Source organism: Janthinobacterium sp. SUN120 (genome assembly GCF_030397735.1).
GTDB lineage: Bacteria > Pseudomonadota > Gammaproteobacteria > Burkholderiales > Burkholderiaceae_D > Janthinobacterium > Janthinobacterium kumbetense.
This window is the reverse complement of sequence record NZ_JAPUBW010000003.1, coordinates 298,474-320,117: the sequence shown is the minus strand read 5'-3', so window position 1 is coordinate 320,117 and position 21,644 is coordinate 298,474. Positions and strand designations below refer to the sequence as shown.

The window sequence follows — 21,644 nt, the reverse complement described above, 5'->3', positions numbered from 1 at the left end:
TTTCCACCCGGAAATAGCATCGGATCGCGCCTGCCGCACGCACATGTAAGTGTTGGTAAGCAATCATGATTTTCCTCTATACTGCATTCACAATGCCGACATTACTGGCACATTCAACACCCCCTAGGAGAAGATCATGATTCGTCGCCCACTCATCCTCGCAGTCGCCGTCACGGCCCTGTTCAGCACCTCCGCCTTCGCGCAAAACCTGTCGCCGAAAGCGCAATACGCGTACGACACCAAGCAAGCCAACACGCGCTATGCGGACGACAAGAAACTGTGCGCAGAAGAAACCAGCTCGAAAGCCCGTATGCAATGCCTGCGCGACGCCAAGGGCGAATACGACCAGGCCATCATCAACGCCAAGGCCGCGCAAAAGGCGGGCAATTCGTATGCGGGCCAGAACAGCAAACCAGCCCAGCAGCAGATCTGCGCCGAGTGCGGCAAGGTGCTGGCAGTCAACGTCGCTGAAAAAGCGGGCGAAGGCGGCGCGCTGGGCATGATCGGCGGCGGCGTGGCCGGCGCCCTGCTGGGCCGCCAGGTTGGCGGCGGACGCGGCAAGGACCTGGCCACCCTGGCCGGCGCCGCCGGCGGCGCTTTCGCGGGCAAGCAAGTCGAAGGCCACATGAAAAACAGCAAGGTGTGGACCGTTACCGTGCAGTACGAAACGGGCGCCAAGGCCGATTTCGCGTTTGATCAGGATCCTGGGCTGGCCGCTGGCGACCTCGTACGCAACTCGGGCAACGGCATTGCCAGAAGATAAGCTTTTGAAAGAGTAAAAAAGCGCTGGAGAGTGATCTCCAGCGCTTTTTCGCATTCAGCCAGCGGGCGCCGGCCAAGTTTCAACTTAAAACTGCTCTTCCGACAAGGCCATCACGCCCGCGCTGCCGTCGATGATGGTGGCGCGCAAGCCTGGCGCCTGTGACAGGATGTGGTCGGCAAAGAAGCGCGCCGTGGCGATTTTTGCCTTGTAGAACGAAGCGTCACCGCTGCCTTCACCCAACTTTTGCTGCGCCACCACGGCCGCACGGGCCATTTGCCAGCCGCCCAGCACGATGCCGGCCAGTTTCAAATAGGGCACGCTGCCCGCGAACACGGCCTTGATATCCGTCTTCATGTTCGCCACCACATATTCCACTACCGCTTCGAGCGCGGCGCTGCCTTCGGCCAGGTGGCGCTGCATGGCCTGGAAGTCGGCGCCGGACAGTTCGCCCAGTTGGGCTTCCGTGGCGCGCACCTGGGCGATGATGGCTTTCGCCACGGCGCCGCCGTCGCGCACCGTCTTGCGGCCCACCAGGTCGTTCGCCTGGATGGCCGTCGTGCCTTCGTAAATGGTGAGAATCTTGGCGTCGCGGTAATGCTGGGCGGCGCCTGTTTCTTCAATGAAACCCATGCCGCCATGCACTTGCACGCCGTCGCGCGTGACGTCTTGCGACATTTCCGTGGCCCAACCCTTGATGACAGGCACCAGGTATTCATACGTCGCCAGGCTTTCCGCGCGCACTTCCACGTCCGGATGGTGGTGCGCCACGTCGCTGATGGCCGCGCCCACGTAGGCCAGCGCACGCGCCGCCTCCGTTTGCGAGCGCATCGACATCAGCATGCGGCGCACGTCCGGGTGGTGGATGATGGAAACGGGGCCAGGCGAACCGGCCAGGTCGCGCGACTGCACGCGGTCCTTGGCGAACGCCACGGCTTGCTGGTAGGCGCGCTCGGCCAGGCCGATGCCTTGCAAGCCCACGCCGAAGCGGGCCGCGTTCATCATGATGAACATGTATTCGAGGCCGCGGTTTTCCTCCCCCACCAGGGTGCCGATGGCGCCACCGTGGTCGCCGAATTGCAATACGGCCGTCGGGCTGGCCTTGATGCCCAGCTTGTGCTCGATGGACACGCAATGGGCGTCGTTGCGCGCGCCCAGGCTGCCGTCAAGATTGACGAGGAATTTCGGCACGATGAACAGCGAAATGCCTTTCACGCCGGCGGGCGCGTCCGGCGTGCGGGCCAGCACCAGGTGGACGATGTTTTCCGCCATGTCGTGCTCGCCGTACGTGATGAAAATCTTCGTGCCGAAGACTTTATACGTGCCATCGTCCTGCGGCACGGCGCGCGTGCGCACGGCGGCCAGGTCGGACCCGGCTTGCGGCTCCGTCAGGTTCATCGTGCCCGTCCATTTGCCCGACACCAGGTTTTCCAGATACACCGCTTTTTGCTCGTCGCTGCCGGCCGTCAGCAGCGCTTCGATGGCGCCGTCCGACAGCAGGGCCACCAGAGCGAACGAGATGCTGGCCGAGTTGAGCATTTCGATGCACGGCGTGGCCAGCAGCTTGGGCAAGCCCTGGCCGCCGAATTCCGTCGGGTGCTGCACGCCCTGCCAGCCCGCTTCGCCATACGCCTTGAACGCGTCCTTGAAACCTTTCGACGTCGTGACCTGCCCGTCGTGCCAAAAGCTCGGCTCCTTGTCGCTGGGGCCGTTCAAGGGGGCCACCACGCCGCCGCAGAACTTGGCATTCTCTTCCAGCACGGCTTCGGCCGTGTCGGGCGTGGCGTCTTCGCAGCCGGGTAAGGTGTGGATTTCGGCCAGGCCGGCCAGTTCGTTCATCACGAACAACATGTCTTTCAGCGGGGCTTGATAGCTCATCTTCTTTTCTCCAAGAAAAAAGCCACGCGCGGCTCGCCGTGTGGGGCGGGCCGGCGTGGCTTTGTCAGTAACAAAACCGGAAGGGGTGTGACTTAACCCAGTTCTTTGACCAGTTGCGGCACGATCTCGAACAGATCGCCCACGATGCCGTAGTCGGCCACGGCAAAGATCGGCGCTTCCGGATCCTTGTTGATGGCGACGATGGTCTTCGAATCTTTCATGCCGGCCAGATGCTGGATCGCGCCCGAGATACCGACGGCGATGTACAGCGATGGCGCGACGATCTTGCCCGTCTGGCCCACTTGCCAGTCGTTCGGCACGAAGCCGGCGTCGACGGCGGCGCGCGAAGCACCCATGGCGGCGCCCAGCTTGTCGGCCAGCGGTTCCAGGATGTGGAAGTTTTCCGCCGAACCCATGCCACGGCCGCCCGACACGATGATTTTCGCGGCGGTCAGTTCAGGACGGTCGGACTTGGCCAGTTCGCGGCCCACGAAGGCGGACTTGCCCGCGTCGGCGACGGCGGCGACGGTTTCCGTGGCAGCCGAACCGCCGGTGGCGGCAGCGGCGTCGAAACCGGTGGTGCGCACGGTGATGACCTTGACCTTGTCGCCAGATTGCACGGTGGCAATGGCGTTACCGGCGTAGATCGGACGCTCGAAGGTGTCCGGGGAATCGACCTTGGTGATTTCCGAGATTTGCGCGACGTCCAGCTTGGCGGCCACGCGCGGCAGGATGTTCTTGCCGTAGGCGGTGGCTGGCGCCAGGATGTGGCTGTAGTTGCCGGCGATGGCCAGCACTTGCTCGGCCACGTTTTCGGCCAGGCCGTCGGCAAAATATGGCGCGTCGGCGACGATGACTTTCGTCACGCCGGCGATTTGCGCGGCGGCAGCGGCGGCGGCCGATGCGTTCGAGCCTGCGACGAGCACGTGCACGTCGCCGCCGCACTGGGCAGCCGCGGTCACGGTGTGGTGGGTGCTGCCCTTTAAGGTAGCGTTGTCGTGTTCAGCAATAACTAATGCGACCATGATATGTCCTGTAATTGTTCTGGGTAGACGGCAAAGCCGCTTAGATGACTTTGGCTTCGGTACGCAGCTTGGCGACCAGGGTAGCGACGTCCGGGACCTTGATGCCGGCCGAGCGCTTGGCTGGCTCGACGACTTTCAGGGTCTTCAGGCGTGGCGCAACATCGACGCCCAGGTCTTCCGGCTTGACGGTCTCGAGCGGCTTTTTCTTGGCCTTCATGATGTTCGGCAAGGTCACATAGCGTGGCTCGTTCAGGCGCAGGTCGGTGGTGATGATCGCTGGCAAGGTCAATGCCAGGGTTTCCAGGCCGCCATCGACTTCGCGGGTGACGGTGACTTTACCGTCTTCCAGCACGACTTTCGAGGCGAACGTGGCTTGCGGCCAACCCAGCAGGGCTGCCAGCATCTGGCCGGTCTGGTTGCTGTCGTCATCGATGGCTTGCTTGCCCAGGATGATCAGTTGCGGCTGCTCTTTCTCGGCCAGGGACTTGACCAGCTTGGCCACGGCCAGCGGTTCCAGTTCAGTCGTCGTTTCCACCAGGATGCCGCGGTCGGCGCCGATGGCCATGGCCGTGCGCAGGGTTTCCTGGCACTGCGTCACGCCGCAGGAGATGGCGACCACTTCAGTGACCTTGCCGGCTTCTTTCAGGCGCATCGCTTCTTCCAGCGCGATCTCATCGAAAGGGTTCATCGACATTTTGACGTTGGCGGTATCGACGCCAGTGCCGTCACTCTTGACGCGGACTTTGACGTTATAGTCGACCACGCGTTTGACGGGTACCAAGACTTTCATAGCTATGCCTTTGGGAAATTATAAAAATGACGGATCAAGTGCTGATTGTGCGTTCGATTATAAGAGAAATTTGAATCTTGAACCGAATTTAAGCACGATCGTGCGATTTTTTGTTAGAGCAATCCATCTAAACTGTCCAGCTTTGACGATTTCAGGGGAGTCCGCCGCTACGCTGCAAGGCAGCAAAAGGGCATGAAAGTAACGCACACGGCAGGGTATTCACCAGGCCGCGCCACGGCGGCCCCGGCTGGCAGAATTATTTGCGTTGCATCAGGAAGACGAATTCGGTACCCGTCTGCACATGCGACAGCAGGGCATTGCCCGTTTGCTTGGCAAAAGCCTGGAAGTCGCGCACGGAACCTGGATCGGTTGCCATGATGCGCAGCACTTCCCCGCTCTGCAGCTCTGACAAAGCCTTTTTCGCCTTCAGAATCGGCAAGGGGCAATTCAAGCCCCGCGCGTCGAGTTCTTTATGAAATTCCATAATCTCGGTATCAAGTAGTGTGTCGCTCATCATCAATATCCCGCCATTTTTGTTGTACTGATTTTCGACATACTACTCTAAATCAGGGGCATTGACGCGCTGCACCAAAATAGTTCATCGGCTGTTGTGGTGTCACAACGAGATTCCACACGGCAAAACGGCCCGCAAACACCGTCTGCGGGCCGTTTTCAAGGGGCTGTGGGGCGAAAACCCCGCATGGAGCCTAGCTTACGCCTTATTTCGCGCGTTCGCCGACCCAGGCCGGCACGCCGGCCAGGGCGTTCGCCAGGCCGCTCGGATCGGTGCCGCCCGCTTGCGCCATATCGGGGCGTCCGCCGCCTTTTCCGCCCACTTGCTGTGCAACGAAGTTCACCAGCTCGCCCGCTTTGACCTTGCCAGTCGCGTCGGCCGTGACGCCGGCGATCAGGCTGACCTTGCCGTCGGCCACGCTGGCCAGCACGATGGCGGCCGTTTTCAGCTTGTCCTTCAGCTTGTCCATGGTTTCGCGCAGACGGGCCACGTCGGCGCCGTCCAGCACGGCAGCGAGCACCTTGATGCCGTTGACATCGACGGCTTGCGTGACCAGTTCATCGCCCTGGCCCGACGCCAGTTTCGATTTCAGCGCGGCCAGTTCCTTCTCCAGCGCCTTCACGTGGTCCTGCACCTGGCCGATACGGGCAGTCAGCTCTTCCGGCTGCGCCTTCAGGGCATTGGCTGCCTCGACCAGGCGGCGGTTGATGGTTTGCACCAGCGCCAGCGCGCCCTCGCCCGTCACGGCTTCCACGCGGCGGATGCCGGCGGCCACGCCGCTTTCGGCGATGATCTTGAACAAGCCGATATCGCCCGTGCGCTGCACGTGGACACCGCCGCACAGCTCTTTCGAGCTGCCGATGTCGAGCACGCGCACTTCGTCGCCGTATTTCTCGCCGAACAGGGCCATCGCGCCATGCTTGACAGCATCGTCAAACGACATCAGGTGCGCTTGCGTGGCGCGGTTTTCCAGGATCTCTTTATTGACAATGGTTTCCACGGCGGCGATTTGCTCTGCCGTCATCGGTGCATTGTGGCTGAAGTCGAAACGGGTTTTATCGGGGTCGACCAGCGAACCCTTTTGCGCCACGTGGCTGCCCAGCACTTCGCGCAAGGCCTTGTGCATCAAGTGCGTGGCCGAGTGGTTGCGGATGGTGCGCGCGCGCTTGGCCGTGTCGACTTGCGCCGAGACGGCGTCGCCCACCTTCAGCGCGCCCGATTCCAGCACGCCGTGGTGGCCAAACACGTCGGCCTGGATTTTCAGGGTGTCGCTGACGGCAAAGCTGCCCGCGCCCGAGGAAATCACGCCCTGGTCGCCCACCTGACCACCCGATTCCGCGTAGAACGGCGTGGTGTCGAGCACGACGATGCCCGCTTCACCGGCTTTCAGTTCAGCTACCTGCGTGCCGGCCGCGTACAGCGCGACGACCTTGCTGCTGAACGTCAATTGATCGTAGCCGACGAAGGTGTTTTTCTCGCCCGTGTACTCGACCTTGCTGTCCTTGTGCGTCTTGCCGCCCTTGCGCGACAATTCCTGGCTTTCCTTCAGGGCCGCGTCGTAGCCGGCCTGGTCGAACGTGATATCGCGTTCGCGGCAAATGTCGGCCGTCAAGTCCGGCGGGAAGCCGTAGGTTTCGTACAGGGTGAAGGCGGTGGCGCCGTCGATGCCCGAGGCATCCTTGGCCAGCTGCGCTTCCAGCACTTTCATGCCCGTTTCCAGGGTTTCGCCGAAACGCTCTTCCTCGGCCTTCAGCATGTTGGCGACGTTGTCTTTCGCTTCTTCCAGCTCGGGATAGGCGCCGCCCATCTCGATGGCGAGGTCAGCCACCAGCTTGTAGAAGAACGGTTTCGTCTGGCCCAGCTTGTGGCCATGGCGTAAGGCGCGGCGGATGATGCGGCGCAATACATACGCGCGGCCTTCGCTGCCCGGGATGATGCCGTCGACGATCATGAAGGCGGCGGCGCGGATGTGGTCGGCGATCACGCGTAGCGACTTGTTTTCCAGGTCGGTGGCGCCCGTTTCACGCGCGGCAGCCTTGATCAGGTGCTGGAACAGGTCGATTTCATAGTTCGAATGCACGTGCTGCAGCACGGCGGCCAGGCGTTCCATACCCATGCCCGTGTCCACGCATGGCTTCGGCAACTTGTGCATGACGCCCGCTTCATCGCGGTTGAACTGCATGAACACCAGGTTCCAGATTTCAATGAAGCGGTCGCCGTCTTCGTCAGGCGAGCCCGGCGGGCCGCCAGGAATGTCGGCGCCGTGGTCGTAGAAGATTTCCGTGCATGGACCGCATGGGCCCGTGTCCGCCATCTGCCAGAAATTGTCCGACGCGTAGCGCGAACCCTTGTTGTCGCCGATGCGGATGATGCGCTCGGTTGGCACGCCAATTTCTTTCGCCCAGATATCGTACGCTTCGTCATCTTCGATGTAGACGGTGACGGTCAGCTTATCGGCCGGCAAGCCATATACCTTGGTCAGCAGTTCCCACGCGTATTGAATCGCGTCGCGCTTGAAATAGTCGCCGAAGCTGAAGTTGCCCAGCATTTCAAAGAAAGTGTGGTGACGCGCCGTGTAGCCGACGTTTTCCAGGTCGTTGTGCTTGCCGCCGGCTCGCACGCAGCGCTGCACGGAGGTGGCACGCGTGTACGGACGGCTGTCCGTGCCCGTAAACACATCCTTGAATTGCACCATGCCGCTGTTCGTCAACAGCAAGGTCGGATCGTTGCCTGGCACCAGGGAGCTGGAACGGACGATGGAATGGCCCTTGGACTCGAAAAATTTGAGGAACTTGTCGCGGATTTCAGTTGATTTCATGTTTTTTTGGCAAAGAGTGGCGGCAGCTTTAAAGGGAAGATTATACGTGATATGGGGTACGGCAATGACGGCGGGCCAGGGCATTGTTGCGCCCGTGCCAACATCGACAACCTGCCCGCTCAGGCCGGGTCGTGGTGGCTGGCGCAGGCGTGCACAGTGGTGGCAACTACGGCGCTCCCCGCTGTGGCCGTGGCGCCGGCGGCCGCATTGCAGTCGGCGCAGCGGCCGTACAGGGTCAGTTCGTGGCGCTCGACGACAAAGCCTTGCGGCGCCATGCGCTTCAAGTCGCCCGGGCAATCATGCACGTCGAACACGCGCTGGCACGTGGTGCACTGGAAATGGTGGTGGTGGTGATTGGCGGCCGTGTTCGACTCATAGCGCGGGTTTTCACCCGGCAAGGTCACCACGTGCACCTTTTCTTCCAGCACCAGCGATTTCAAGTTGCGGTAAACGGTGGCGATGCCCAGCTGCGTCACCTGCAAGCTGGCTTGTTCGAGGATTTCCTGCGCCGACAAGGGGCGCTGGGCCGACTCGATGGCGGCTTGAATAGCGGTTTTTTGACGTGTTGTGCGTTCCATAGCCGACAGAATACACCATCCGCCTGACTCCCCTGCCCGGAAAAACTGTCACACAGTAATGATAATGGGTTATCATTATCATCTTCTGGCAGCCACCCCATCCGGCAATGGCCTGCCCCGACCCGTCAAACCGATCGCCGATAAAGGAATTCTTGCCCATGTCCGTCCGTCCTCACCAACCCACTCCCCTCGCGCTGGCCATCATGCTGGCCTTTGCCGCCCCTGCCAGCGCCCTGGCGCAACAGGCGACAACATTGCCCGCCGTGACCGTCTCGGCCAGCGCCCTGGCCCTGGGCAGCGACGACATGAGCACGCCCGTCACCGTGCTCGAAGGCGAGGAACTGGTGCGCGCCCGCGAAGCGACCCTGGGCGAAACCCTGGCCGGCCAGCCGGGCATCACGTCCAGCCATTTCGGCGCCGGCGCCAGTCGTCCCATCATCCGCGGCATGGATGGCCCGCGCGTGAAAGTGCTGTCCGACGGCGCGGAAGTGCAGGACGCGTCGACCATCAGCCCCGATCATGCCGTCGCGGCCGAACCGATGCTGTCGGAACAGATCGAAGTCTTGCGCGGCCCGTCCGCGCTGGCCTACGGCGGCGGCGCCGTCGGCGGCGTGGTCAATGTGATCGACAAGAAAATCCCCACGCGCGTGCCGGCGAAAGGTTTTGAAGGCAGCGCGGAAGTGCGCGCCAACTCGGCCGCGCGCGAAAAGGCGGGCGCCTTTGAAGTCACTGGCGGCTCCGGCAACATCGCCTTCCACGCGGAAGGCGTCAAGCGCGACGCGAAGGAATACAAGGTCGGCAGCGGCTGGGAAGGCGGTTCCAAGGTGGCCGGCAGCTACAACAAGACGGACACGGGCAGCGTGGGCGTGTCGTGGGTGGGACAGCGCGGCTTCCTGGGCCTGGCCTTCACGAGCCAGCATGCGGAATACGGCTTGCCTGGCCACAACCACGAATTCGAAAGCTGCCACCCGCACGGCACGCATCTGCATTGCGGCGGCCACGAAGGCCACGGCCATGGCGATGAGGAAGAACACGACCATGACCACGAAGATGGCGCCGTTCCCTACGTGAAACTCAAAAGCGAGCGCTGGGACGTGCGCGGCGAATTGCGCGACCCCGTGCCCGGCTTCGCCAAGCTGCGCCTGCGCGCTTCGTTTACCGATTACAAGCACGATGAAATCGAAGGCACGGAAATCGCCACCACCTTCAAGAACAAGGGCCACGATGCACGGCTGGAAATGGAACACCATCCCGTCTTCGGCTGGCGCGGCGTGGTGGGCCTGCAAACGTCGAAGCGCGATTTCTCCGCCCTGGGCGAAGAAGCGTACGTGGCGCCGACGGTAACGAAGAAACACGCAGCCTTCCTGGTCGAGGAATACAAGCTCGACCAATGGCGCTTCGAAGCGGGCTTGCGCCACGAATGGCAAGACATCACCGTCGACAGCGCCACCCTGCAAGACCGCAGCGCCAAGGGCACGTCGATCTCCCTGGGCGCCGTGTGGAAATTCGCGCCGCAATATTCGCTCGGTTCGACCATTTCCCGCACGCACCGCCTGCCCAGCGCCGAGGAACTGTATGCGCACGGCGTGCACATGGCGACAGCCACGTATGAGCTGGGCAATCAAAACCTGGGCAAGGAAACGTCGAACAATATCGATTTGACCTTGCGCAAATACGCGGGCGCCACGACCTTCTCGGCCAGCGCCTACCGCAACAAGGTGGATAATTACATCTTCGGCTCCACCCTGGACAGCCACGAAGGCTTCCAGCTGATCCAGTACGCGCAGCGCGACGCAACCTTCACGGGCGTGGAAGGCCAGATCCGCCAGCAATTGAACCCCATGTTCGGCGCCAGCGTGTTCGGCGACTACGTGCGGGCCAAGCTGGCCGACGGCGGAGGCAACTTGCCGCGCATCCCGGCCCAGCGCGTCGGCGTGAAGGTCGACGCCAACTGGCAGGCATGGAGCGGCGTGGCCGAGTTCTACCGCGTGGGCAAGCAGGATAAAGTGGCAGCGTTCGAAACGGCCACGCCGGGCTACAACATGCTGAACCTGTCCGCCAACTACGACACGCGCATCGGCACGACGCCAGCCCAGTTCTACATCAAGGCGAACAACCTGACGAATGAACTGGCGTACAGCCACACCTCGTTCATCAAGAATGCGGCGCCTTTGACGGGGCGCAATATTGCAGCAGGCGTGCGCGTGACGTTCTAGTAGCACCTGACATAAGCTACTGCGCGTCGTGATATACGGCCTGCGATGCTCACTGTGCAATAGCACAGCTGCGCTTCTCGGCCATATCTCACTTCCGCTCGCTACGCTTCTGTCAGGCGCTGTTGAGCTGAATGTTGTCAGCTTGCCTTGATGATATCGATCCTGTCCGTACAAAACCCGTCCACACCCCAGGCCAGCAGCTCGCTGGCCCGCTCGGGGGTGTTGACGGTGTAGCAAAACAATCCCAATCCCTCTTCCTTGACTTCCAGCGCCTGCGCGCGCGTCAGCTGCTGGTGGTCGCAATGGAGCGCCACCACGCCCAGTTCGCGGGCCGTCCGCGCCCAGCCATCCGGTATCTGTTCGACCAGCCAGCCGCGCGCCAGTTCCGGGGCCGCCTGGCGCGCCGCCTCCAGCGCCGCAATGCTGAACGACGATAGCAGCGGCAATAATTCACCTGCAGCGATTTCCTGCGCAAAATGATCGCGCGTGGCCAGCGCCACGGTCTTGCCCGTGGGCACGTCGAAGCCGGGCGCCGGCTTGATTTCGATATTCATCCAGATGCGCTGCGCCTTGCAATAGTTCACGACGGCATCGAAGGTGGGCACGCCTTCGCCCGCAAAAGCGGGGCCGAACCAGGCGCCCGCCTCCATCGCGCCCAGTTGCGCGGCCGTGTAATCGTTGACAAGGCCGCTGCCGGCCACGGTGCGGCCCAGTTCGGGGTCGTGCACGACGACGGGCACGCCGTCGGATGCCAGCATGACGTCGAATTCCACGGCGCGGTAGCCGTAGGCCAGGCCGCAGCGCAGGGCGGCCAGGGTATTTTCAGGCGCCAGGGTGCCGCCGCCGCGGTGCGCCAGGGTGCGTGGATAAGGCCACATGATGCTTCCTTTATAGCAATTCCATGGATATGGACTGTCTTGCCATACTATTGCGTGCCTGCCCTGAAAAGTAAAGCGGCCCCGTTTGGCGATCCTCCGCGGCGAATGGCGGCGCGCCAGCCCCGTTTCGTCGCAGCCCGGTTGCGCCCAGGCTTGCGCTGGCACACAATGCCCCATCGCTACCAGCAGACACCACCATGAAAACCGACGCAACATCCGCCGCAGCGCCAGCAGCCAAGGCCAGGTCTCCGTACTACCGCATGCTGCCCGACGCGCGCTATGCGCTGGCGCTGAACGTGATTTGCGCGCTGGTCATTACCTTCATCCTCAATCCGGGCAGCCATTTCGGGCAAAACCTGATCGCCTCGATGTGCATCGGCACGATCGCCTTCTTGCTGATCGACGGCATGCGCCTGACCCTGTGGGGCGAAGGCCAGCGGCCGAAATTCCTGCCTTTCATGCTCATCATCCTCATTTCCGTGCCCGTGGCGCAAATGCTGGGCCTGACCCTGTTCAGCTGGCTGACGGGCGTGGACGTGGGCGGCTTCGAAAGCCTGCTGCCTACCCAGATGATCAGTACGCTCGTATTCACCCTGCTGGCCACGGGCGGCGCCGTGCTGTTTTTCTCCAGCCGCGAAAAAATTGCCCGCCTGCAAATGGAAGCCGCCCAGGAAAAAGCCCGCGCCGAATCCGTGGCGCGCCAGGCTATGCAAGCCCAGCTGCAGCTGCTGCAGGCGCAGATCGAGCCGCACATGCTGTTCAACACCCTGGCCAACCTGCAAGGCCTGATCAGCTTTGACCCGGAGCGCGCCCAGTTGCTGCTCGACCAGCTGATCCAGTATCTGCGCGCCACCCTCTCTTCCTCGCGCGCCGGGTCCACCACCCTGGAGCAGGAATTTTCCCTGATGCAAGCCTACCTGGGCCTGATGTCGATACGCATGGGCGCGCGCCTGCGCTTTACGCTGGACTTGCCCGACACTTTGCGCCAGATCAAGGTGCCCCCCATGCTGTTGCAACCGCTGGTGGAAAACGCCATCCAGCACGGCCTGGAACCAAAGATCGAAGGCGGACACATCCACGTGCAGGCATCCACGGACGCTGGCGTGCTGCTGCTCACCGTCAGCGACGATGGCCTGGGCCTCGATCATCCGGGCCAGACCAAGGGTACGCACCTGGGCGTGGCGAATATCCGCGAACGCCTGCACGGCATGCATGGCGATGCCGCCAGCCTGTCGCTGACCGCCAACCATCCGGCAGGCGCGACCGCCCGACTGACACTTCCCCTTCCACCCACCATCACACCCACCATTACGAGCCACCTCGCATGAGCCCACATACCCCACGCGCGCCGCGCGCCCTGATCGCCGAAGACGAACCCATCCTCGCCGCCGCCCTCGCGCACGCCTTGCAACGGCTATGGCCGGAGCTCGACATCGTTGCCACTTGCCCCAACGGCGTGGAAGCCTTGCGGCAAGGCCTGGCGCTGCAACCCGACATACTCTTTCTCGACATCAAGATGCCGGGCAAGACGGGCCTGGAAGCGGCCGAAGAACTGGCGGAACAGTGGCCGGACGGCGTGCCTTTCCCCCACATCGTGTTTGTCACCGCCTACGACGAATACGCGCTGGCCGCCTTCGAACACGCGGCCGCCGATTACGTCTTAAAACCCGTCAACGATGCGCGCCTGGGCAAGACGGTGGAACGCCTGCAGCAACGCTTGCGCGACAGCGGCAACGGCAACGGTACAGCTACGGCAAGCCCAACGCCAGCGACGGCGCCAGCCGCCACGGCAGCGTCGGCAGCCGACTCCGCCAGCGACGGCAACATGGCCCGCCTGCTGAGCCAGTTGCAAGCCATGCTGCCGCCCGCGCCGCGCCTGCAAATGATACGTGCCGCCGTCGGCAACAGCGTGCGCATGATCGCCCTGGCCGATGTCGTGTATTTCGAAGCGCTGGACAAATACATCAACGTCGTGTGCCAGGACAGCGAAGCGCTGATACGCACGAGCCTGAAAGAGTTGCTGCCCCAGCTGGACCCGCAACAATTCTGGCAAATCCACCGGGGCACCATCGTCAACGCCAGCGCCATCGCCACGGCCGTGCGCGACGAGGCCGGCAAGCTGTCGCTGACCCTGCGCCAGCATCCGGCGCAACTGCGCGTCAGCCCTTTATATGCCCATTTGTTCCGCCAGATGTAAAACCGTTAGTGCAGCTGATGCTTCAGGTCCGATAATTCATCATGCACCTTGAGCACGGCACTCTTCATTTCCGGCGTCACGCTGGCCGCCGTGCCGCATGCCCGCTTGGCGCGGTCGCCCAGCGATTCCATCTGGTCGACGGCTTGCCGGATGCGCGCATCGTCCTGCGTGTCGATGGCTTGCCGCACGGCGTTCTTTTGCTGGTCCAGCTGGTTGATGCAATCCTTCAAGTCCATCGGCATGCCCTGCTGCTTGCCGCACAGCTGGGCCCCCTGGCCGATCGCATGTTCAATGGCGCCAAAGCGCCGTGCCACTTCCTTTACTTGCATCATGATGATCTCCTGTTCGCGTGGTGTCCGGGTTGGATCACCAGACTGGCGCAGGGTTCCCCGCCAGCCGCCATGGCATCGAAATTTCCACCTGGCACTTTTTTGTAAGCACTGGTGACATTTTAGATAATTATCAAATCCTTCAGATACATTGGCGTACCTGAACCACCATGTCCTCCATGACCTCGCCAACTACCCTGCGCCGCCGCGCTCCCGGCCTGCTGCTGATCGTCCTGCTGCACCTTGGCTTTGCGTATATCGTCTTGCAGTCGCGGCCCCGCGCCGTCCTGGACGAGAACCTGCCGCAGGGTCCGGCCATCGCCTGGCTGCGCCACACGCTCCCGGCGCCGCCCAAGCCGGTCCCCGTACCGTTGCCCGACGCAAAACCGGCCGCCGCACGCCCGCCGCGCCTGCCCGTGCCGGCGCCCGTCAGCCGCCCCTTGCCCGTTCCCGCCGCCGAACAGGCGCCGGCGCCCGCAATTCCGGAAGCGATCACGGTCGTCGCGCCGCCCAGCGCGGCCGACATCCTGGCGCAAGCCAAGCGCGACGTGGGCAAGATCGACAAGGAGCTACGCAAGGAATTCCCGCAACGGGGTGGGGAGAAATTCGACGACACGGGCTTCAAGCGCATGCAGCAGGGATTTGCCGAGGCCTACGCGGCCGTGCCGCCGAAATGGTATGAAGCGTCAAGGATCGAGGAGATCGGCGCGAATGAGGCCAAGGGCAGCCGCACCTATAAAATCACCAGCGTGCTGGGCACCTTGTGCGTGACCACGCGCGCGGGCAAGCAGGGGGAAACGATGATCGGCATGTGTCCCAAATAGCTGCCTCAGCCGACGGCTTCGCGCGCCCCCAATGGTTGCAAATGGCGCAGGCGCAAGGCGATTAGCACGCCGCCGCCCAGGCACAGGCCCAGCATGACGACCACGCCCGTCCAGCCGTCGAAGCCCCACATCATGCCCGAGGCGGACCCGATCAGGCTGGAACCCAGGTAATAGAACAGCAAATAAAAGGCCGAGGCCAGCGCCTGCGGCGCGCGGGCGCGGCGGCTGACCCAGCTGCTGGCGATCGAGTGCGAGGCAAAGAAGCCGAAGGTGGCCAGCGCCATGCCGATGACGATCAGCGGCAGCGAGTCGAACAGGGTCAATACAATGCCGGACAGCATCACCGACAACATGATCCACAGCACGCCCCGGCGCCCCAGGCGGTCCACCAGGCGGCCCGCCCAGACGGAACTGAAGATGCCGATCAGGTACAAAAAGGCCAGCAAGCCGACCGTGCTCTGGCGCAAGCCGAAGGGCGCGGCCAGCAGACGGTAGCCGATGTAGTTATACAGGCTGACGAAGCAGCCCATCAGCACGAAGGCCAGGCAGAACAGCCACGGCAAGCCCTTATCCGAAAAATGCTGCCTGATCGCGTGCGGCAAGGCATTCCAGCCCTTGGTGCTGGGCACGAAGTTCTTCGACGCGGGCAGGCTGCGCCAGAATTCCGCCGCCGCCAGCACGCCGGCCACGCCCAGCACGCCCAGGGCCCAGCGCCACGACAGGAAATCGCTGAGCATGGATGCCACCAGCCGCCCCGACATGCCGCCAAACGCGCTGCCGGCGATATACAGTCCCATCGACAAGCCCAGCGACGGCCCTTCGATTTCCTCGCCCAGGTAAGCCATGGCCACGGCCGGCATGCCGCCCAGGGCCACGCCCAGCGCGGCGCGGATCGCCAGCAACTGCGCATAATCCTGCGCGAACGCGGACAAAATGGTCAATATTGCGGCGGAAAACATCGACGCCACCATCAGCGGCTTGCGTCCCACCCGGTCCGACACGGCGCTCAGCAGCACCAGCGAGATGGCCAGCAAGCCGCTCGACACGGACAGGGACCAGCTGCTTTGCGCCGGCGTCAGATGGAACTGGTGCGACAGCAGCGGGAACAGGGGCTGGATGCAGTACAGCAAGCTGAAGGTGGAAAAGCCGCCGAAGAACAGCGCGCGGTTGCTGCGCTTGAATTCGATGGAACCCTTGGCGATGGCCGTGCGGGAAGCGGGAGCGGCAGGCGAAAGCGCCGGCGTGGCGGCGGAGGCATAAGCAAGCGATGAATCAGACATGGCCGTGTTCGTGAAAGAAGCGAGTCTTCATCTTAGGATTGCCAACTCATATCGTCCAATATATATTTAAGGCCCAACTCATACTTTAAAACGATTACTGGACGAATATGGAACTGCGCCACCTGCGTTACTTTGTCGCCGTCGCCGAGGAGTTGCACTTCACGCGCGCGGCCGAGCGCCTGCACATCGGCCAGCCGCCGCTGAGCCAGCAAATCCAGGCGCTGGAAGCGGAATTGGGGGCGCAGTTGTTCGAACGCAACAAGCGCTCCGTGCGGCTGACGCAGGCGGGCACGCTGTTCCTCGACGATGCGCGGCGCATCCTGGCCCTGTCGGAACAGGCGGCCGTGACGGCGCGCCGGGCGCAGCGGGGCGAAGCGGGCGAATTGCGCATCGGTTTTACCTTTTCCACGCCGTTCACGCCGTATTTCGCCACCGTCATCAACCGCTACCGCCAGCTCTTTCCGCACGTCACATTGACCTTGCACGAAATGGCGACATTGCATCAACTGGAAGCGATCAGTGGCAGGATCATGGACCTGGGTTTCGTGCGCCCGCCGGAAACGACGTACCCCTCCGATATCAAGCTGACGCAACTGCGCCAGGACCCGCTGTTCCTCGTGCTGCCCGTCGCCCACGCGCTGGCGGCCAAGGAGGCGATTGCCATTGCCGACATGGCGGGTGAAGGTTTTGTCATGTACCCCAAGGATGCGGGCACGGGGATTTATCCGCAGATCTTCCGCCTGTGCAAGGCGGCCGGCTTCGTGCCCCAGGTGGCGCAGGAAGCGGGCGAGGCGTCGACCATCATCGGCCTGGTGGCGGCCGGCTGCGGCATTTCCGTCCTGCCCGCCTCGTTCGACCGCATCCGCATGGATGGCGTGTGCTACCGCCCCATCGACGACCCGCAGGCGACGACCAGTCTGTTACTGGCGCAAAGGGAAGAAGAAACGTCGCCGCTGGTGGCGGCGTTCGTGAAACTGGCCGAGGAAGCGGCGCTGGAAGGGGGAGCGTAGGCCGGCAGGCGCCGGCCCACGTACTGCATTACGAGTAGTCGGCGTCCAGTTCCGAACCCGCATAGTTTTCCAGGTCCTCGAACAGGCTCTTCATGCTGGCCCGCGTGAGGATCTTATGCACGACGGTGCAGCTGCGGCGGTACGAAGCTATGCGGTCGAGCAACACCGGGTGATGCTGCACGGGCACCTTGGCCACCAGGGCGGCCCAGCCTTCTTCGAAGTCGGGCTTGTTCTTGCGCACGGAACGCACGAAGCGCTCGAACTCCTTCTGCCCCGTGCGCGCGATGACGCGCCCGCCGCCTTCGATGGCGAAGATGATGGCCAGGGCGATGACGCCCTCGGCATTCAAGTCGCTGTCGCTGACGGGGCCATTGTCGTGGTGGCGGCGCAGCCAGCCGGCCAGGCGCACGACGGCTTGCACTTCCTTGCGCTGTTGCAACTGCAACGCATACTTTTCATAGCCGGCCCAGTTCTGGTTCGGGTCGGCCTGGCAAATATCGATGAACAGCTCGCGCAGGCGGCGCTGCAGGTAGACGGGGTCCTGGTCGTACTCGCCGACAAGGGCGTCTTCGGGCAGCTGCGACAATTCCTTGATCAGGCGAAAGCCCACCTGGAACGCGTGCTCGGCGCCGTGCTCGACGAGGAAATCGAGCGCGGCCTGGTCGCCTTCATGCGTGACGGCCTGCTCCAGGCCCAAGGACACGCCGCCCACCGTCAGATACAGCGCTTTCTGGATGCCGTCGGCCGTGCGTTCATTCGTGAACTTCTCGGCCACCATGGCCGTGATACCCGTCAATTCATCGGCCAGGTTCAGGGCCGCGTCTTCGCGCGGGTCGCCCGGCAACAGTTTGATGGCGCGCACCAGGCGCGGAAGATTCTCTACAACAATTGCTGGCAGCATTAGACGTTCCCTGCTTTCATTACGAGAAAATGCCCGTGCCCAGGCTGCGGCGCGTGCTGGAACGCGGCGCGCTGCGCGTGCTCGGCACTTGCTTGCGCAGGCGGTACAGCAATTCCTTGGTACTGCGCTGCAACATGGTCGGCTCTTCGTCCGGGTCGTCCGAGTATTCCGCGTCGGCCAGGTCGGCGCTGTGGCGGAAGTCGGGGAACAGTTCGAACAGCGAGCGGTCCCAGCCGTCTTCATTCGCTTGCGCCAGCTCGATGGCCAGCGGCACGACGTCGTTGTCGGACGAGGTCACGCCCGTCACATACGGTCCCTTGATGACGATCTCGCCCGCCACTTCGAGGATTTCCTTCGGCGCCATCGAGAACAGGATGGCGAACGCCGTGGCGCCCCAGTCGGTGGCGGACGCTTCGAGCAGCAGCTCGCGACGGCGCTCGGCGTCGTCGGTGGAAAACACCACGCCGTGGATGTGCGCGAACAGGGCTTCGGCGATGCGTTCCGGATCATCCTCGATCTGGTCGTCGCTCCAGGTGGCGGCGATGAAGGCCAGGCTGTCGGCCCAGGCTTTCGGCGGCACCAACAAGGTCGCCAGCGACATCTTGCCGCCGTCGAAGCCGGCCAGGTGCAGGGCCGTCACTTGCGGCGGGATGGCATTCAGCACTTCCACCACGGCAAGATCGCCGTACTGGTCGGCCGCGTCGGCAAACGCCTGCTCGGCGTGGCCCAGCGAACCGGACAGCACCAGCTCCGTGACCTGTTTCGTCAGCGCGGGAAGATTGCTCTTTTGATCATTATTATCGGCCATGGTCATCTCCATCCTGGTCAAACATCTGGGCGAAATCGTCGGTCGCTTCGTCTTCATCGTGCTCGTCGTCGCCGTCGTCATTGGCGGCCAGCTGGTCCAGCGACTGGTCGTCGTCGTCCCACAGGCGGGGATTCTTGTGCAGGAAGGCCGTGATGATGGCCTGGCGCGCCAGGTCGGGGAAGCTTTCCTCGATGGCGGCGTACATCTTGGCCGCTTCCGGCGCGGCGCACGCGGCCATGGAAAACACGCGGGCCGTATCGCCGAATTCGTAGTCTTCGCTTTCGGCCAGCAAGCCTTTCGGGTCGCTGAACGTGATGTGGTCGACCAGCGCGAAGGCCAGCATGTTCACGTCTTCGATGCCGCCGCCGCTCGCGTATTCGCCCACCAGCGCGTCGACCATGCTCTTGTAGTTCTTGCGGTTCGGCGGATCGCCGAGGATGCCTTCGATCTGGCCTTCCAGCTCGCGCGACTGATACGCGAATTCAGGGTGTACTCTTCTCATACTGTGCTTTCCAATGTAATGCGCGGCGCTGGATTAACAGCGCCGTTGTTGTTGTTTTTCAAGTAATTCTGGCCGGCTGATGCGGGCCGCATCGATTTAATCGGCAGGTAATACTGTACCGTGGAGGCGGAACACGCCGCACCACAGGGCATAGGCTTCCGCTTCCGGATCGATGATGATGCGGTGGTTCACGCTCTGGTCGTATTCGGCGCGCTTGGCCGGGTCGGCCAGGATTTCATACGCCTTGGTGACGCTCTTGAAGCGCGCCTCGGCGCCGGGTGCCTGGTTGCGGTCGGGGTGGAAGCGCATGGCCAGCGAGCGGTAAACCTTCTTGATTTCATCGTCGCTGGCATTGGGCGCGACACCGAGGACGTTATATAAATTTTCCATAAAAGGCTCCGGGGTCACGTTTTTCTACTAATTAAAGGCGAATTATCCTATAGAACGGCGTCCGCGTCGCTTGCATGCCGGGAAATGGGGGCAAATACGTGCTTATAAAGCGCTTGCGGTACGGTAAAATGCTTTTTACTGTCACTCTTCCGCATTGATCAATGAGCAACGATAAACCGAATAACGCCGCGCCGGCGCTGGCGCCCAATTTCTTGCGTAACATCATCGAAGCCGACCTGGCTGCCGGCGCCCATGTGCGTCCCGGCCTGCCCCAGGTGATCACGCGTTTCCCGCCGGAGCCGAACGGCTACCTGCACGTGGGCCACGCCAAGTCGATCTGCGTCAACTTCGGCCTGGCGCGCGATTACGCCGGCCAGTGCAACCTGCGTTTCGACGACACCAACCCGGCAAAGGAAGAGCAGGAATACGTCGACACCATCATGGACAGCGTGAAATGGCTGGGCTTTGACTGGGAACCGAAGCAGGCCGATGGCCAGAGCCACCTGCATTACGCGAGCGACTATTTCGACCAGCTGTACGCGATGGCCGAGTACCTGATCACGGCCGGCTTTGCCTATGTGGACAGCCAGAGCGCCGAAGACATGGCCGCCAACCGGGGCAATTTCGGCCAGGCGGGCAAGAATTCGCCGTTCCGCGACCGTCCGCGCGACGAATCGCTGGCCCTGTTCCGCGCCATGAAGGCGGGCCAGTTCAAGGATGGCGAACACATCCTGCGCGCGAAGATGAGCGAAGATGCCATGAGTTCGCCGAACATGAACTTGCGCGACCCGGCCATCTACCGCATCCGCCATGCGCACCACCACCGCACGGGCGACGCCTGGTGCATCTATCCGATGTACGACTACACGCACCCGATCTCGGACGCGCTGGAAAACATCACGCATTCGATCTGCACCCTGGAATTCCAGGACCACCGCCCATTCTACGACTGGCTGCTGGAAACCCTGGCCGCCGGCGGCTTCTTCCAGCAACCGGTGCCGCACCAGTTCGAATTCTCGCGCCTGAACCTGACCTACATCGTCACCAGCAAGCGCAAGCTGCGCCAGCTGGTGGAAGAAAAAATCGTCGACGGCTGGGACGACCCCCGCATGCCGACCCTGGTGGGCATGCGCCGCCGCGGCTACACGCCGGAAGCGATTCAATTGATGTGCGAACGCACGGGCGTGACGAAATCCGACGGCTGGATCGACTACAGCGTGCTCGAAGGCTGTTTGCGCGAAGACCTGGACCCGAAGGCGCCCCGTTCGGTGGCCGTGCTGCGTCCGTTGAAACTGATCATCGACAATTTCCCTGAAAACGACAGCGTGGAATGCACGGCGCCCGTGCACCCGCACTTCCCGGAGCGCGGCTTGCGTACCTTCCCCATCTCGCGCGAGCTGTGGATCGAGGAAGACGACTTCATGGAAGTGCCGAACAAGGGCTATTTCCGCCTGTATCCGCCGATCGACGACAAGCCGGGCAGCAAGGTGCGCCTGCGCTACGGCTACGTGATCGAGTGCACGGGCTTTGACAAGGATGAAAACGGCAAGGTCATCGCCGTGCATTGCACCTACTTCCCGGACAGCAAGTCGGGCACGGAAGGCAGCGCCAATTACAAGGTCAAGGGCAATATGCACTGGGTCAGCGCGCCGACGGCCATTCCCGCCGAAGTGCGCCTGTACGACCGCCTGTTTACCGACCCGCAGCCGGACGCGGGCGGCAAGGACTTCAAGCTGGCCTTGAATCCGCTGGCCAAGGAAGTGGTGCAAGCGTGGCTGGAACCGGGCGCGGAACTGGCCCAGCCGGAGCAGCGCTTCCAGTTCGAACGCCACGGCTATTTTGCGGCCGACCGGGTCGACAGCCAGCCGGGCAAGCCCGTCTTCAACCGCATCGTCACCCTGAAAGACAGCTGGCAGCCCGCCAAATAAGGGCTGGACGGCACACGA

Annotated in this window: 20 protein-coding genes; 7 read left to right on the top strand and 13 right to left on the bottom strand. The window is 62.8% G+C overall.

Annotated elements, in window-relative coordinates:
* Window positions 1–136 precede the first annotated feature (136 nt).
* The gene (locus O0879_RS19280) at window positions 137–763 is read left to right on the top strand and encodes a glycine zipper 2TM domain-containing protein (RefSeq protein ID WP_099665213.1); all 627 of its coding nucleotides are present in this window, start codon (window positions 137–139) and stop codon (window positions 761–763) included.
* 84 nt (window positions 764–847) lie between these two features.
* On the opposite strand, the gene O0879_RS19275 is transcribed toward O0879_RS19280, so the two are convergent.
* From O0879_RS19275 to O0879_RS19250, 6 genes are all read right to left on the bottom strand, one after another.
* A complete protein-coding gene (locus O0879_RS19275) occupies window positions 848–2,638 on the bottom strand; it encodes an acyl-CoA dehydrogenase (protein ID WP_289918224.1) in 1,791 nt (596 codons plus the stop codon).
* Between the two features lie 92 nt (window positions 2,639–2,730).
* Window positions 2,731–3,663, bottom strand: a complete 933-nt coding sequence (locus tag O0879_RS19270) for an FAD-binding protein (RefSeq protein ID WP_077400542.1) — start codon at window positions 3,661–3,663, stop codon at window positions 2,731–2,733.
* 40 nt (window positions 3,664–3,703) lie between these two features.
* On the bottom strand, window positions 3,704–4,453 hold the full coding sequence (locus O0879_RS19265; protein WP_034759884.1) for an electron transfer flavoprotein subunit beta/FixA family protein: 750 nt from the start codon (window positions 4,451–4,453) through the stop codon (window positions 3,704–3,706).
* Between the two features lie 256 nt (window positions 4,454–4,709).
* Complete coding sequence (locus O0879_RS19260) at window positions 4,710–4,967, bottom strand: sulfurtransferase TusA family protein (RefSeq protein ID WP_225317265.1); 258 nt, start codon at window positions 4,965–4,967, stop codon at window positions 4,710–4,712.
* A gap of 205 nt (window positions 4,968–5,172) precedes the next feature.
* Window positions 5,173–7,785: an alanine--tRNA ligase gene (gene alaS, locus O0879_RS19255; RefSeq protein ID WP_289918223.1), complete on the bottom strand. Its 2,613-nt coding sequence runs from the start codon at window positions 7,783–7,785 to the stop codon at window positions 5,173–5,175.
* Window positions 7,786–7,904: 119 nt separating this feature from the next.
* Complete coding sequence (locus tag O0879_RS19250; protein WP_289899931.1) at window positions 7,905–8,363, bottom strand: transcriptional repressor; 459 nt, start codon at window positions 8,361–8,363, stop codon at window positions 7,905–7,907.
* Window positions 8,364–8,521: 158 nt separating this feature from the next.
* Here O0879_RS19250 and O0879_RS19245 point away from each other — a divergent pair, with 158 nt between their 5' ends.
* Window positions 8,522–10,579, top strand: coding sequence for a TonB-dependent receptor (locus O0879_RS19245; protein WP_289918222.1), 2,058 nt, complete (start codon window positions 8,522–8,524; stop codon window positions 10,577–10,579).
* Between the two features lie 137 nt (window positions 10,580–10,716).
* Here the strand turns inward: O0879_RS19245 and ugpQ are convergent, their stop codons facing one another.
* A complete protein-coding gene (gene ugpQ, locus O0879_RS19240; protein WP_289918221.1) occupies window positions 10,717–11,457 on the bottom strand; it encodes a glycerophosphodiester phosphodiesterase in 741 nt (246 codons plus the stop codon).
* A 197-nt stretch (window positions 11,458–11,654) separates the two neighbouring features.
* Between ugpQ and O0879_RS19235 the strand changes: the two genes are divergently transcribed.
* On the top strand, window positions 11,655–12,785 hold the full coding sequence (locus O0879_RS19235) for a histidine kinase (protein WP_289918220.1): 1,131 nt from the start codon (window positions 11,655–11,657) through the stop codon (window positions 12,783–12,785).
* On the top strand, window positions 12,782–13,654 hold the full coding sequence (locus O0879_RS19230) for a LytTR family DNA-binding domain-containing protein (protein WP_289918218.1): 873 nt from the start codon (window positions 12,782–12,784) through the stop codon (window positions 13,652–13,654). The genes O0879_RS19235 and O0879_RS19230 overlap by 4 nt, the downstream gene beginning before the upstream one ends.
* Before the next feature lie 5 nt (window positions 13,655–13,659).
* Here O0879_RS19230 and O0879_RS19225 read toward each other — a convergent pair whose 3' ends face one another.
* A complete protein-coding gene (locus tag O0879_RS19225; protein WP_289918216.1) occupies window positions 13,660–13,986 on the bottom strand; it encodes a hypothetical protein in 327 nt (108 codons plus the stop codon).
* Between the two features lie 167 nt (window positions 13,987–14,153).
* Here O0879_RS19225 and O0879_RS19220 point away from each other — a divergent pair, with 167 nt between their 5' ends.
* Window positions 14,154–14,807 (top strand): hypothetical protein, encoded by a 654-nt coding sequence (locus O0879_RS19220; RefSeq protein WP_289918213.1) that lies wholly within the window; start codon window positions 14,154–14,156, stop codon window positions 14,805–14,807.
* 5 nt (window positions 14,808–14,812) lie between these two features.
* Here the strand turns inward: O0879_RS19220 and O0879_RS19215 are convergent, their stop codons facing one another.
* Window positions 14,813–16,087: an MFS transporter gene (locus O0879_RS19215; protein ID WP_289918211.1), complete on the bottom strand. Its 1,275-nt coding sequence runs from the start codon at window positions 16,085–16,087 to the stop codon at window positions 14,813–14,815.
* A 107-nt stretch (window positions 16,088–16,194) separates the two neighbouring features.
* Between O0879_RS19215 and O0879_RS19210 the strand changes: the two genes are divergently transcribed.
* Window positions 16,195–17,097 (top strand): LysR family transcriptional regulator, encoded by a 903-nt coding sequence (locus O0879_RS19210; RefSeq protein ID WP_289918210.1) that lies wholly within the window; start codon window positions 16,195–16,197, stop codon window positions 17,095–17,097.
* Between the two features lie 28 nt (window positions 17,098–17,125).
* Here the strand turns inward: O0879_RS19210 and O0879_RS19205 are convergent, their stop codons facing one another.
* The 4 genes from O0879_RS19205 to O0879_RS19190 all read right to left on the bottom strand — a co-directional run bounded on the left by O0879_RS19205 (window position 17,126) and on the right by O0879_RS19190 (window position 19,698).
* Entirely contained in the window at window positions 17,126–17,998 is an 873-nt protein-coding gene (locus tag O0879_RS19205) for a hypothetical protein (RefSeq protein WP_077400518.1), read from the bottom strand.
* 19 nt (window positions 17,999–18,017) lie between these two features.
* Window positions 18,018–18,806 carry a hypothetical protein gene (locus tag O0879_RS19200; RefSeq protein WP_289899924.1) on the bottom strand — a complete coding sequence of 263 codons (789 nt, stop codon included), beginning with the start codon at window positions 18,804–18,806 and terminating at the stop codon, window positions 18,018–18,020.
* Window positions 18,796–19,308: a hypothetical protein gene (locus O0879_RS19195; RefSeq protein WP_034781751.1), complete on the bottom strand. Its 513-nt coding sequence runs from the start codon at window positions 19,306–19,308 to the stop codon at window positions 18,796–18,798. Before O0879_RS19195 ends, O0879_RS19200 begins: the two co-directional genes overlap by 11 nt.
* Before the next feature lie 96 nt (window positions 19,309–19,404).
* On the bottom strand, window positions 19,405–19,698 hold the full coding sequence (locus O0879_RS19190; protein WP_010395442.1) for a DnaJ domain-containing protein: 294 nt from the start codon (window positions 19,696–19,698) through the stop codon (window positions 19,405–19,407).
* Window positions 19,699–19,859: 161 nt separating this feature from the next.
* Here O0879_RS19190 and O0879_RS19185 point away from each other — a divergent pair, with 161 nt between their 5' ends.
* On the top strand, window positions 19,860–21,626 hold the full coding sequence (locus O0879_RS19185; protein WP_251349883.1) for a glutamine--tRNA ligase/YqeY domain fusion protein: 1,767 nt from the start codon (window positions 19,860–19,862) through the stop codon (window positions 21,624–21,626).
* Window positions 21,627–21,644 lie beyond the last annotated feature (18 nt).